The organism is Chamaesiphon sp. (assembly GCF_041737865.1).
Classification (GTDB): Bacteria; Cyanobacteriota; Cyanobacteriia; order Cyanobacteriales; family Chamaesiphonaceae; genus Chamaesiphon.
Map to the genome: position 1 here is coordinate 1 of NZ_JBGSQZ010000093.1, position 13,415 is coordinate 13,415.

Genomic DNA, 13,415 nt, shown 5'->3' on the forward strand with positions numbered 1-13,415 from the left:
TTCGCTCTATAGATTTCCGAGTCTATTCGGCGTGGGCAGATAAGGAGTTATCTCTGAGTTTGAGAAGAAGGACTTTCACCTTCATTCCTCGGACAGTTCAAGCCTGTACGTTGCTACATGTATAGTAGCCAGCTTGGATTAGTTATGTACGGACTGTTTACCGCGATTCACTAATCAACGAATCGCACGACTAGCATCTGTTACGTTTATTTACAATAATTTTAACTCTTTGTGGGTGGGGATCGCTAGTGCTAAAGGTCACATCATTCCCCTTTAGCCTCCCGATTTGAGTATTAGTAGTGAAAACCGCACCAATTTGTAGTGCGACTGGCTCTCAATAGCAATATTAGATCTCCTGCGAAAGTCCGAGGTTAACTGTGATAAGAGGGTAGAGGGTACAGGGTAGTTCTACAGTTTGAATAGCTCAAAACAACTTAATTTGATAAATTAGATCGAGTTGTTAGCACAAGCCAATCTCTAATTACTTTTGCAGGAGGTCTATTCTTGCTGCCAGTCGCTGGTGGGAACGGGAACCTGTGGACTCACTCCAGAATTACCCTACTCGCTGTAGAATCTGTCTTATGATGGGATTTGAACGCAAACTGATGTTCAAGCCAAGCTGCGATCGCTCGATCCTATTCCATCTACTTTCCGACTACCTAACTAGACCTAATTTATCGTGCATAAACGGATCTATCTACTACTCCTTACTGCTTGCTTGGGGATTGTCAGCGTACCAACGCCCACCTATAGCCAAGCTCTACTTCCTTACACCCCAAAGCAAGATCCTCAATCTTTAGAAGATACGAGCAAAAGCTTGCTCAGACAAGCAGCAGGGCTAGTTCAATTTCAACAGTACGAACAGGCGATTCCCCGCGTTGCATTGGCAACTCAACTATCACCAAACAGTAATGATGCTTGGTTCTTTTTGGGGACTTTATACGTCCAAACTCAAAAATACCAGAAAGGAATTGACGCGCTGCAACAGGCTAAATTAATTAAGCCACAAGATCCAGATATATTATTTATGTTGGGTTCGGCATATTTCCAAAAAGGCGAACATCAAAAGGCGATTGACACGATCCAATCGGGACTAAAAATCAAGCCAGACAACAATAGCGCACTCTTTGACTTGGGTAACGCCTATTATAAATTAAATAAGTATCCAGACGCGATCGCTCAGTATCAAAAGGCTGTCAATAAAGATCCAAAATTCTGGCCAGCAATCAATAATATTGGATTAGTTAATTATGAAAAAGGCGATGTGAATGGCGCAATTCAAAACTGGCAACGGGCAATCGCGATCGATCCTAAAGCAGCAGAACCGCTGTTAGCCGTAGCAGTCGCCCTATTTACTCAAGGTAAGCAAGCCGAGGCATATACCACCGCCGAAAAAGCAATTGTCCTCGATAGTCGTTATGCAAATATTCAATACCTCAAAGATAATTTGTGGGGCGATAAACTCCTCAACGACACTCGCAAGTTGATTCAGACTCCACGGGTGAAAGATTTTATTACTAAAGCTCCTAGTAGAGGGTAGAGGGTGGATGGTGGATGGTAAATAGGTAATCAAACACCAGCCAATAGTGAACCGATAACTAAAAACAACAGAACGCTTGCGTTCTACCCACCATCCACCATCCACCATCCACCATCCACCATTTCCTTAGTAATCATGTATTATTATTTCGTAGTCTAGCCCGATCGCGAACAGTTTATGGCAGACTGAGGATTAACTAAAGCGATCGAGATAGACAATTGAACTCATGGTAAAACAGCTAGATCTGCTGGGTACAGACAAAATTATTCCCATTGCCCTGCACTCAGAGATGCAGCGATCGTACCTAGAATACGCCATGAGTGTGATCGTGGGGCGGGCGTTGCCGGATGTCCGCGATGGACTAAAACCCGTGCATCGGCGGATTATCTACGCCATGCACGAATTGGGATTGACACCAGATCGCCCGTTTCGGAAATGCGCTCGTGTCGTCGGGGATGTCTTGGGTAAATATCATCCCCACGGCGACCAATCCGTCTATGATGCCCTAGTTAGACTCGCTCAGGACTTTTCAACTCGTTATCCACTACTATCTGGACACGGCAATTTTGGCTCGGTAGACAACGATCCTCCGGCGGCGATGCGGTATACAGAGACACGGCTAGCACCGATTAGTCATGAGGCATTGCTGGGCGAAATCAGTACCGCAACGGTAGACTTTATCGGTAACTTTGATAATTCTCAACAAGAGCCGACAGTTTTACCCGCTCAATTACCAATCCTGCTGATCAATGGCTGTGGCGGGATTGCGGTAGGGATGGCGACAAATATCCCCCCACATCATCTGGGCGAAGTCCTCGATGGGGTAATTGCCCTAATTGATAAACCAGATCTCCCCGATGCCAAATTATGGGAATTGATTCCTGGCCCTGATTTTCCCACAGGTGGGGAGATTATGGGGATCGAAGGCATCCATGATGCTTATCGCACTGGGAAAGGGATTATTACCGTGCGGGGGATTTCCCACGTCGAAGTTGCTAGTATTCAAGCCAAAGCTACCAAATCGAAAAAACGCCGCGATTCACTCATCGTCACAGAATTACCTTTTCAGGTAAATAAAGCCGCCTGGATCGAGAAAATCGCCGAACTCGTCAATGCTGGTAAGATTGAAGGTATTGCCGATCTCCGCGATGAAAGCGATCGAGAAGGAATGCGCGTCGTAATTGAGATCAAGCGCGATAGCGAAGCCACCGATGTCCTCGAACAGCTTTATCGTCAAACTGCACTCCAGACAAATTTTGGTGCTATTATGCTGGCAATTGTCGAGGGACAACCCAGACAACTGAGTCTCAGACAACTGCTTGAAGAATTCCTCAAATTTCGTGAAGTCACTCTCACTCGTCAGTATGGGAACGAATTAGAGCAAGCCCAAAAGCGGGTACACACGCTCTCAGGATTACTGACAGCACTAAATAATCTCGATGCGGTGATTACGATCCTTCGCAATGCACCAGATGGAACTACCGCCAAAGCCATCTTCCAGACAGAATTAGGATTGAGCGATACCCAGGCTGACGCAATTTTAGCGATGCCATTACGCCGCTTAACTGGATTAGAAAAGAAGAACTTGCAGACTGAATTTCAAGAACTAACTGTCAAAATTACTAGACTAAACAACCTGTTGGAGGATCGGGGCGAACTATTAAAATCGCTCAAAAAAGACTTGAGATCGCTCAAACGGAAATTCACAGACGATCGCCGTACCAAAATCACTAAGCTAGAACCGCCAAAACTAGATTCAAAGCTCGATCGAGCAGCCAAAGATAAAACTAAAATCACCACCACATCCTCAGTTAAAGAGAGTCGCACCCGCCCACTTCCCCCCACTCAACTCCAAATTGTCGAAGCCGAACCTACTCAACCCACCACAGTAGAAATCACCCACCAAGGCTATATTAGAAGACTGAGTAAAACAGGAACCAAACTCAATCCCAATAGTCAAGATTTCATCACCAAAACCTATCTAACTAACACAGAAGCAGAAATAACCATCGTCACCACAGACGGCAAAGCCTACCCCTTAAAAATTCGGGACATCCCGCCCACTCTAGGAAATACCGCCGGAACGATCCTCACCAGCCTAATTCCCGCACTTCAAGATAGTCCCGACGAACAGATAATTTATACTCTCCCCACACCCAGCGAAAACCCAGACGATCTTCAACAACTCCTGCTCCTCACCAATCAAGGTAAAATCAAACGCATCCTCAGCCAGGAACTCAGCGGACTTACCAATCGGGGTACCACCCTGATTAAACTGCGCGAAGACGACAAACTCCACACCATCACCCCCCTAAATAACCACAAAGAAATCATCATCGCAACCTCCGGCGCACGAATTCTCCGCCTCGCCCTAGCCTCCGAACAAATCCCCCTGATGGGACGAGTCTCCCAAGGGATCCAAGCCCTCAAAGTCGGCACCAGAGAGCAGATCGTCGGCTGCATCCCCGCCAACGGCGATAACGAGCTAATCCTCATCACCCGTCACGGCTACGCCAAACGGATTCCCATCTCCACCATCCGTATCGTCCAAACCGGAAACATGGGCACCCACGCCATGCAGTTCGCCATCAAAACCGACAACCTGCTCCACATCACCCTCCCACCTGAAAGCCTAGAGCTAGTCACCACCACCAACCGCCATCAAATCGTGGCGATCGATCGCATCCAAACCCACGGCAAAGAAGGCATCGGCGACAAAATCATCAACCTCAATCCAGATGAACAAATAACCCTCGTCAACCATCGATAATCCCCTCTGCGAACCTCCGTGAAACCTCCGTGTACCTCCGTGTTTACATAAACACTCCAACCAAGCACAAATCCTCCTATGACTCCCTCCCCCTTCACCCCAGCCGAAATCGCCGCCCAAGGCATCAAACCCAACGAATACCTCGAAATCGTCAAACGGCTCGATCGACACCCCAACAAAGCCGAGCTAGGCATGTTTGGGGTGATGTGGTCGGAACACTGCTGCTACAAAAACTCCCGCCCCCTGCTCAAACAATTTCCCACCACAGGCGATCGCGTCCTCGTCGGGCCAGGTGAAAACGCTGGAGTCATCGATCTGGGCGACGGACTCCAACTCGCCTTCAAAATCGAATCCCACAACCACCCCTCCGCCGTCGAACCCTTCCAAGGCGCAGCCACAGGCGTAGGCGGCATCCTCCGCGATATCTTCACGATGGGTGCGCGACCGATCGCGATTCTCAACTCGCTTAGATTTGGCGATCTCAAAGATGCCAAAACCCGTCTCCTCTTTACTGGAGTCGTCGCCGGAATCTCCCACTACGGCAACTGTCTAGTCGGCTCCGAAACCTTTGTCTGGCGAGACTCCCACGGTATTCACTTCGACACGATCGGCAATTTTGTCACTACCCATCTCCCGCCCAATACCGATACCGCCGAACTCGCCCCTGGGATTGAAACTCTCTCACTCGATCCCAAAACCGATAAGAGCACTTGGCAAGCAGTCACCCGCATTTTCAAACGTCAAACTAATACGCTGATTAATATCCGTACCTCCCTCGGACGCACCCTTTCAGTCACTCCCGATCACCCGATGTTACGGCTAGAAGCCGAACATAAAGTTCGCATCCGCTACGCCCAAACCCTGCGCGTCGGTGACGATCTCCCCATTCTCCAGCAGCTCCCCGAAACATCATCGCCCCAGCCGCTCGATCTAATTGCCACCATCAGACCTCAGCTCTATTCAGAACAAGAACTCTGCGTCAAACTCCCTTCCGCTTGGCAACCCACAGATCTGATCCGTACCACTCTCGAACTATTTGAACCCTCAATCCAGAAACGCAACCACTACCTCAACACCAAAACATTTCCACTCGATCGATTCCTCAGTCTCGAACAGCTACTAGGGCTAGAACAAGTCCTCAACTTCTGCCGTGAAGACCTCAAGATCGGTCAACACGGCAGAGATAACTGGATACCCGCAGTCATCCAACCTAATGCTGCTTTTGCACGTCTACTGGGCTATTATATCGCCACTGGTAATGTCTCCCCTGCTGGCAATATCTATCGAGTTTTCTTCAACTTCAGCCATCAAGAAGCAGCAGCGGCTAAAGATGCGATCGAGATTCTCCGCGATCTCGGCATCGATGCCAGCCCCAAGCAACTCACCTCTGGCATGGCAGTTTGTGCCTCATCCTGGCTATTGGGCTATTTGTTTACTCAAGCCTGGGGCTGCGGGAATGAGGCGACTCACAAACGGATTCCTGATTTTGTCTGGGAATGGAACTCCGAACTTCAGCAGGAATTACTCAAAAGTCTCGTTCGCAACAATCCCACCATCCCCAATCCTGGTAATGCGATTCAGGAGAAAATTTTCTTCTCCACTTCCAGCCGTCAACTATTCGACCAAGTGCTGCTAATGGTGCAAAATCAGGGGATTATCCCTCAAATTCACCACTGTCCTGGTTCACTCGGCAAAATTAAAGGGCGAGAATTTCAATACGCTCCACTGTGGCAAATTGAGGTACATCGCGATTGGCTCAAAATATCCCCAAAAGTTTGCGAAAATCTCCGCGAAGTTGGGGCTGTAGCTACTCGCTGCACATCCACCGCGACGACTGGAACTGTAAAAATTCAGAGTATCGCCGCTCACAATGTCGATTGCGATGTCTATGATGTTGAAGTCGATGGAACTCACATATTTGTCACTAGTTCGGGCATAATTACTCACAACTGCGTTGGTGTCCCGACTATCGGCGGTGAAGTTTATTTTGACCCCGCTTACTCTGGCAATCCCTTGGTAAATGCGATGGCAATGGGACTGATGGAGACAGATACGATCGTCAAATCAGGTGCAGCCGGAATCGGGAATCCCGTCTTATATGTCGGTTCCACCACCGGACGCGATGGGATGGGTGGTGCGAGTTTTGCCAGTGCCGAATTGACCGCCGAATCGATCGATAATCGCCCCGCAGTCCAAGTCGGCGACCCCTTCCTCGAAAAATCCCTGATCGAAGCCTGTCTCGAAGCCTTCAAAACTGGCGCAGTCGTCGCCGCTCAAGATATGGGAGCCGCAGGGATTACCTGTTCCTGCGCGGAAATGGCGGCTAAAGGTGGCGTGGGGATTGAATTTGACCTCGACCTCGTACCCGCCCGCGAACCAGGGATGGTGCCTTACGAGTACCTATTATCTGAGTCTCAAGAGCGGATGCTATTTGTCGCCCACAAAGGACGCGAACAGGAACTAATCGATATCTTCGATCGCTGGGGCCTGCACGCCGTCGTCGCTGGTACCGTCATCGAAGAACCAATTGTCAGAATTCTCTGGCAGGGATCGATCGCCGCTGAAGTCCCAGCCACCGCTCTAGCAGATAACACCCCCATTTACGAGCGGGAAGTGATGCAGGAGCCGCCTGAGTATGCCCAAACAGCCTGGGCATGGACACCAGACCAATTACCCCCAGCCACCCCCCAAGGCATCGAAATTCAGGGCAAATCCCACAGTTGGAATGATGTCCTATTGACCTTACTAGACACACCCTCGATCGCTTCCAAACGCTGGGTGTACCGTCAATACGACCACCAAGTCCAAAATAATACCGTCCTCCTCCCAGGTGGCGCAGATGCCGCAGTCATCCGTATTCGTCCCCTCGAACCCATCCAAGGTCGCCAATCTGCGATCGCTAATCCCAAATTAGGCGTAGCCGCAACTGTAGACTGCAACCCCCGCTACGTCTATCTCAATCCCTACGAAGGCGCGAAAATGGTCGTCGCCGAAGCCGCCCGCAACCTCAGTTGTGTCGGTGCCGAACCCGTTGCAGTGACAGACAATCTCAACTTCGGTAGTCCCGAAAAACCGATCGGTTATTGGCACCTAGCTAATGCTTGCAAAGGTTTAGCCGAAGCTTGCAGCGCATTCAATACCCCCGTCACAGGTGGAAATGTCTCCCTCTATAACGAAACCTTCGATCCTGAAGGCAATCCCGTCCCAATTTACCCGACTCCAGTTGTGGGTATGGTGGGCATTGTTGATGATATTACCAAAATCTGCGGTCAAGGTTGGCAGAGTACAGGCGATCGAATCTACCTCCTGGGCATCCCTACCACCGCCAAAACATCACCAGAGCTGACTTTAGGCGCATCAGAATATCTCGCAGTTCTCCACCAAACCGTCGCCGGACAGCCCCCAACAGTGAATTTCGATCTCGAACTTCAAGTTCAAGCCGCCTGTCGCCACGGCATCCGCCACGGCTGGATTAAATCCGCCCACGACTCCGCCGAAGGTGGTTTAGCCATCGCTCTAGCTGAATGTTGTATCTCTGGAAATAAGGGCGCAGCGATCGATATTGGAGCGAGTCTAAATCGTTTAGATGAAGTATTATTTGGCGAAGGTGGCGCGAGAATTATTGTCTCGATCGAGCCTACTCATCAAGCTGAATTCGAGGCTTATTTAGAGCAACAAGTCACTGATACTTGGCAATATCTAGGTGCTGTTGGTACTGCTGACGAACATTTTCAAGTAACTGCTGATACCGAATTAATCGACCTGGATATCGCCGTAATTACCGATAGTTGGGCAAACGCGATCGAGCGTCGTTTAGACGTTTAGTTGAACTGTATGCCCGACTTCTTCATAAGTCGGGCATGTTCGGTAACAGCACTCGATCGAAATTTTAGACTAAAATAGATACTAGAGTTTACTCAGATTTATACTATGAAATCGATCGCCTGTGCTGGCACTATCAGTGCGAAGGGAGAATTATTACTCGATGAGCCATTGCCTCAAAATCAACCTATTCGAGTGCAGATCCTTATTCTATTTCCAGAATCAACAGACTCAGACGATCTCACGCCAACGCAATGGAACAAAACAGTAGCCAATAATCCGAGCTTTGCATTTCTCAACGATCCAGAAGAAGATATTTATACTCTTGAAGATGGCATAGCCGTGAGTTATAAAGGGTAAAATAGTACTGGTTCAGTCAATCAATGATTCGTCACGAACTTGGATCGTTGAATTTAGCTACCCAACATAAAATTGCAGAAATTATCGCTAATTTAATTCAGCCTTGATTAATATACATCGATCGAGCGTAGTTTAGATGTTTATATAGACTAGAACCCCGACTTTTTAAAAAGTTGGGGTTCTTTACTTGGCTGGAATCCGTAACCTACATTCAGCAATCTTACGGATGTGTTTTTATATCAATGTACTGCAAGATAAAGTAGAGTATTTACTTAGTAACTTTTTATACATTAAATCTTAAAGCTATGTCTGATGAGTCTCAACGTAACTCTATTTTTAACGTTGTTACCGATAGCAACGTTTATCATGCTCAATTAGACGATCTCAATCTGTACGCCCCAGATAAGCTGTCACATTTACAGAGAGGCGGAATCCGCAACGGTGTGGGCAGAAACGAGGCTCAAACCCAGCAGATGCTAGACAAAATCCCGCCATCAGATCGATCGGGTGTAGATGCTCAATCTGCTACCGAAAAAGTTAGGGAATATCTTGCTGAAAAAGATGCCAGCCATATAGAACCCCATAGCAAAGGCGGATCGGGTCATCCTGATAATATCAAATGGGAAGATCGATCGGCTAATCGCGCTCGTGGCGATCGAGAGATGACTCCACAAGAGCAAATTAAACTTGATGTGAAAGCACAGGTTGATAATTTTGCGGGTGCATTAAAGGCTGGTTTAGAAGCTGCACCGAAAGGGGCTGCAATCGGGGCGGTTACGACGGCTCCTTTTTCGATGCTCCGAAATGCGCTGCGAGTTGTGCGAGGAGAGATATCAGCCCAAGAAGCAGTTGAACAAACCCTTAAAGAAACTGCTATCGGTGGTGGTGTAGGTGGAGTAACAGCATTAACAGTAACAACAGTTGCGACAGCCTGTCTTCCTGTGAAGATAGCATTAACAGCAATTAATCCAGCATTATTAATAGCTGGTGGTGCTGGAATGATTTATGAATTTTTCAAGATTTTAGATAACCATAAGCAGAAAACAAAAGAATACTATGAGAACGTAACTCAGCAAGAATTAAATCATCTCAAAAAAATTGAAGATGAGCTAATCTACGAGCATACCAAGAACATGGAGTTTTTGGCAGGGGAACGCGCCAAGAACCTAGAATTTCTGGCTGAATCTCGATCTCTCAATGATAAAATTGCCAATCGACCAATGGAACTTGGCGTAGAAGGGGCATTGAAAAGGTATCTCGAATCTGCGGCGATCGCTCAATCATTAGGTGGTAATCCAGTTGGAGCTAATTTATTAAATAGCTCTCAAAAATTCATTTCTTCTGTCGATCATTAAATAATTACATTAGGTCAAACTATGTTCTTTCTATTACCGCTAATTGGAGCTGCTGTTGGTGCTGTCGCTGGAGCCTGTATTAGCCACGCTAATGGTGAGAAAAATCGGCAATTGTCAAAACATCATCGACAAGTCGCTAATAAACTCTCTACCGACTATTCAAATTTACAGAAAAGGCATCATGAACTAGCTAATAATACTAAAAAACAGGTTAAAGAACAGTCTAGTCTCAATCAGCAACATATTAACGATCTAACTAGAAAACATGCTGTTGATGAGACAGAAAAAGATCTGCTAAGGTTGACAATTAGATTACAGCAATCTTTATATATTCTCATGTGGGATATTGACGAGAATCCAACAAAAGAATCTTTGAGTGGATTTGAAAAAGCTGTTTTAGTAACTAATAAAGTCTTGCTAGAATTGAAAGAAGAAATAATTGAAGTTCCTGTTGAATACTTTTCTCGCAATCTAGAAAGAGCTAGGAAAATTGGTACAAGACATCCCTTAGAGTCAATCCAAGGTAACAATTACCCAATTAAACAATGCCAAAAATGTGGAAGACAAAATAGAATTCGTCCTCACGATGATAATCACAGTCCAATTTGTGGTAACTGTAAATCTAGATTGGCAGGAGAAATAATTGGATCAGAGCCTCCAGATATTAAAACAGAACCGACAATTATTCAAAAAGATCGAGAATTAATACAAATTCCAGCTCTAGAGTTTTCTGGCACGTTTGCCAACTATGAGCCTTATTTAAACTGGTTCCGTAAATCTCATCCTTCAATTACTCCATTTGGTGAGAAAGAATTTTATCGATCTACAAGATATTCTGGTAAGTCTCGAACGACACAAAATAAAAGATATCAGAACAATAGAAAATCTGCCACCGATTAATCCTATCTAGATTGACGTAGCAAGTCTCGCAATAGATTGCCATGCTGGAGACAAAATGACTGTTATATTACCTAAAAATGTAAGTTTTGATATACTGGTGAAAGGATTAGATCGTACTGACTACCGAGTCATAATTTAACTGCTATGACTGAAATAAATGAATCTTCAGATCGGCTCGATCGATCAGAGCGATTAATGGAACAGCAAATAATTAATACAGCCGATCTCACTCAACAGATTAAAGAAATCAGTGTCCAAATTAAAGCACAGGCAACTTTCCATGACAGATTCGAGCAGTCATTATCTGCGACTAAGCAACTAATAGAATCTAATGCTAAAGCCATTGCTGCTAGTAGCACTAGTATTGAGGACGAACGCAAAGCAATTAAAGAATTGCGTCGAACTATTCGTGAGTCGAGACTGGATAATTTAGATCGTCACAGAGAGCATCAACGGAGTAATGCACTCTATGATAGCCTCGAAGATTTACATGAAGATATTAAAGAAATCGGGCGGAAGATCGGCAGGCAAAATCCACCCGCATGAGAGACTTTTGCGAGTGGATTCTTGAGAATTCAGAGTAGATGTCTCACCTACAAACCGTCAATTTGTTTGCGTAAAGCTTCTAATTCCGCATCCTGAACACTCATCGGTGCTTTGACAGTATCTTGGGGTGTGGCGGGAGCCGCAGTCGGTGAGACAGTTCCTTGAGGTAGGGCTGCTGTAGGTTGACTACCGCCGAGCATTTGCTGTTTCATCGCTGCGAGTTCATCATCTACCTCACCACCTGCGGATAGAGCAGCAAACCTGTTCTCCAAATCGGTGCCAGTCAGTTCTGCCGCTGCTTGAGATTTAGCCTCTTGAATCAGGACTTTTTCTTCCATCCGGTCAAAGGCAGCCATCGCGCTGTTAGTGCCGATGCGTCCGACTGCACCTTGGAGTTGTTCCTGAGCTTTGGCAGCTTGGGAACGAGACTTGAGCATGTCTTTCTTGGTTTTCGCCTCAGAAATCTTGCCCTCAAGTTGGATTAGACTCTTTTTCATGGTGTCTACCATCCCTGCTTGCCCGTCTAACTGGGCTTTGAGGCTACCCGCAGTCTCGCTATAGTTTTTCTTGCGGACGAGGGCTTCACGGGCGAGATCTTCATCTCCTTTCTGCAATGCTAGTTGCGCTTTGCTCTGCCAGCTATTGGCATCAGCCATCGCTTTGTTGTACTGTTGCTCGCTGCGTTTTTGATTGGCGATGCTACTTGCTACAGCTTGGCGAAGTTGCACCAAGTCTTCCTGCATATCCATCACCGCCTGTTCCAGAATTTTTTCTGGATCTTCGGCTTTACTGACCATATCATTGACGTTTGCCCGCAGCAGTCTGCTCACCCGATCGAATAATCCCATATTACTATCCCTTTTATAGTTTTCACGCGCTAGCAGCTTAGTAGCTAATTCACCCCTAGTGCTATTCTCAATTGAATAATTTAAATACCTGACCTATTAATTATGATAACTTCTGGATCTAACGATCGGGCAGTCCTGTTCTAAAAATTAGGCACCAATCGATATCCAGAAACGATCGACTTATATTAACGTTTAACGCTTAATGGAATAGTCCGATTGGAAGATCTAGCAAAGGTTTGGAAATTGGGCGGGAGCAGCGATTTTATCAAGCTGTCTGCCAATCTTGGTTGAGAAGTGATAACGGTTGATGGAGAGATAACTGGCGAACCCGCAACATTAAATGGTATCGCTACTGGTGTATTCGATCTTCCTGCCTGAGTCGTACTCGTAGTCGAAGTTGTTGCCATACTCACATTCGTCGTCGTTGCTGTTGGCAGTTTAATCGTGTTAAGGGTACTCAAATTTAGTTCGGTAAACTCATTAGCGGCCAGATTGGGACTCTGAATCAATTGCCCCAATGAACTAGTGGTAGTTGTTGTAGCCACTTTAGTCGCTGTCAATGGAGCCAACAGACTGGGATTGAAATACGCGTAGGCTGCTCCACCAGCCAGCAGGCAAGCTGCCGCTACTGCGCCGAGTTTGAGTGGGTTTAAGTTTTTATTTTTGGGAGTAGACGATGCTGACTGAGGGCGATTGTCATTGGAGGGTACGGCATTGGCATAGCCCGATCGAATCTGCTGTAACAATTCCTGAGATGATGACAAGTATTCATCGTGAAACGGGGCGATTTCTCCACCTGGGGAGAAGTTCAAGTCTAGATTTTCTGGCAGCTCAGATCCGTTGCCCCGATACAATGAGATCGGTGCATAATTTAGGCTGGCAAGCGCATTCCGACTATTGGTTGAGGATGTCGATAATCCGTCGATAATCACAAATCCGCTAGTTGTGGGCGCAGATACCGTTGGGGACATCATTGGTTCGACGATATCTGCGGTGAGGATCTCCCCATCAGTTTGCCAAGTTGTCTTCGCTGTCTGCGGTTGCAGATCTGGAGAGCGATCTTCTGGTTTGGATCTAAATCTCTTTAGCTCATCTTCCAATTTGATATCTAGACAGTTGAGAGCTTGTTGGAGAGATGGGTTGAGCTGATAGGAATTGTCGCCCTGATGCTCTGTGACAGAGGCTGCGCCAACGACTACAGCTTGACCGGATGGGGGCACATTCGCGCTATCGTCAGATGGATTGTGGTTCATAACTCACTTTAAACACAAATA

General features: G+C 46.7%; 9 protein-coding genes. 7 read left to right on the top strand and 2 right to left on the bottom strand.

Annotated features, from left to right (window positions below):
* Positions 1–679: 679 nt before the first annotated feature.
* The 7 genes from ACEW9J_RS06520 (at position 680) to ACEW9J_RS06550 (ending at position 11,293) form a co-directional block, all read left to right on the top strand.
* Complete coding sequence (locus ACEW9J_RS06520) at positions 680–1,540, top strand: tetratricopeptide repeat protein (protein WP_373544324.1); 861 nt, start codon at positions 680–682, stop codon at positions 1,538–1,540.
* Between the two features lie 226 nt (positions 1,541–1,766).
* Positions 1,767–4,310 carry a DNA topoisomerase (ATP-hydrolyzing) subunit A gene (locus ACEW9J_RS06525; RefSeq protein WP_373544325.1) on the top strand — a complete coding sequence of 848 codons (2,544 nt, stop codon included), beginning with the start codon at positions 1,767–1,769 and terminating at the stop codon, positions 4,308–4,310.
* Between the two features lie 78 nt (positions 4,311–4,388).
* The gene (purL, locus tag ACEW9J_RS06530) at positions 4,389–8,135 is read left to right on the top strand and encodes a phosphoribosylformylglycinamidine synthase subunit PurL (RefSeq protein WP_373544326.1); all 3,747 of its coding nucleotides are present in this window, start codon (positions 4,389–4,391) and stop codon (positions 8,133–8,135) included.
* A gap of 105 nt (positions 8,136–8,240) precedes the next feature.
* Positions 8,241–8,492, top strand: coding sequence for a hypothetical protein (locus ACEW9J_RS06535; RefSeq protein ID WP_373544327.1), 252 nt, complete (start codon positions 8,241–8,243; stop codon positions 8,490–8,492).
* Positions 8,493–8,797: 305 nt separating this feature from the next.
* Positions 8,798–9,847, top strand: a complete 1,050-nt coding sequence (locus ACEW9J_RS06540; protein ID WP_373544328.1) for a hypothetical protein — start codon at positions 8,798–8,800, stop codon at positions 9,845–9,847.
* Between the two features lie 21 nt (positions 9,848–9,868).
* Positions 9,869–10,747 carry a hypothetical protein gene (locus tag ACEW9J_RS06545; protein ID WP_373544329.1) on the top strand — a complete coding sequence of 293 codons (879 nt, stop codon included), beginning with the start codon at positions 9,869–9,871 and terminating at the stop codon, positions 10,745–10,747.
* Between the two features lie 144 nt (positions 10,748–10,891).
* The gene (locus tag ACEW9J_RS06550) at positions 10,892–11,293 is read left to right on the top strand and encodes a hypothetical protein (RefSeq protein ID WP_373544330.1); all 402 of its coding nucleotides are present in this window, start codon (positions 10,892–10,894) and stop codon (positions 11,291–11,293) included.
* Between the two features lie 47 nt (positions 11,294–11,340).
* Here ACEW9J_RS06550 and ACEW9J_RS06555 read toward each other — a convergent pair whose 3' ends face one another.
* Positions 11,341–12,141, bottom strand: a complete 801-nt coding sequence (locus ACEW9J_RS06555; protein WP_373544331.1) for a PspA/IM30 family protein — start codon at positions 12,139–12,141, stop codon at positions 11,341–11,343.
* A gap of 185 nt (positions 12,142–12,326) precedes the next feature.
* On the bottom strand, positions 12,327–13,394 hold the full coding sequence (locus tag ACEW9J_RS06560) for a hypothetical protein (RefSeq protein ID WP_373544332.1): 1,068 nt from the start codon (positions 13,392–13,394) through the stop codon (positions 12,327–12,329).
* Positions 13,395–13,415 lie beyond the last annotated feature (21 nt).

Excerpts from the sequence above, each read along its gene's own strand:
- ACEW9J_RS06525 (WP_373544325.1), top strand. The coding sequence starts at position 1,767 with ATGGTAAAACAGCTAGATCTGCTGGGTACAGACAAAATTATTCCCATT.
- purL (WP_373544326.1), top strand. The coding sequence starts at position 4,389 with ATGACTCCCTCCCCCTTCACCCCAGCCGAAATCGCCGCCCAAGGCATC.
- ACEW9J_RS06535 (WP_373544327.1), top strand. The coding sequence starts at position 8,241 with ATGAAATCGATCGCCTGTGCTGGCACTATCAGTGCGAAGGGAGAATTA.
- ACEW9J_RS06540 (WP_373544328.1), top strand. The coding sequence starts at position 8,798 with ATGTCTGATGAGTCTCAACGTAACTCTATTTTTAACGTTGTTACCGAT.
- ACEW9J_RS06545 (WP_373544329.1), top strand. The coding sequence starts at position 9,869 with ATGTTCTTTCTATTACCGCTAATTGGAGCTGCTGTTGGTGCTGTCGCT.
- ACEW9J_RS06550 (WP_373544330.1), top strand. The coding sequence starts at position 10,892 with ATGACTGAAATAAATGAATCTTCAGATCGGCTCGATCGATCAGAGCGA.
- ACEW9J_RS06555 (WP_373544331.1), bottom strand. The coding sequence starts at position 12,141 with ATGGGATTATTCGATCGGGTGAGCAGACTGCTGCGGGCAAACGTCAAT.
- ACEW9J_RS06560 (WP_373544332.1), bottom strand. The coding sequence starts at position 13,394 with ATGAACCACAATCCATCTGACGATAGCGCGAATGTGCCCCCATCCGGT.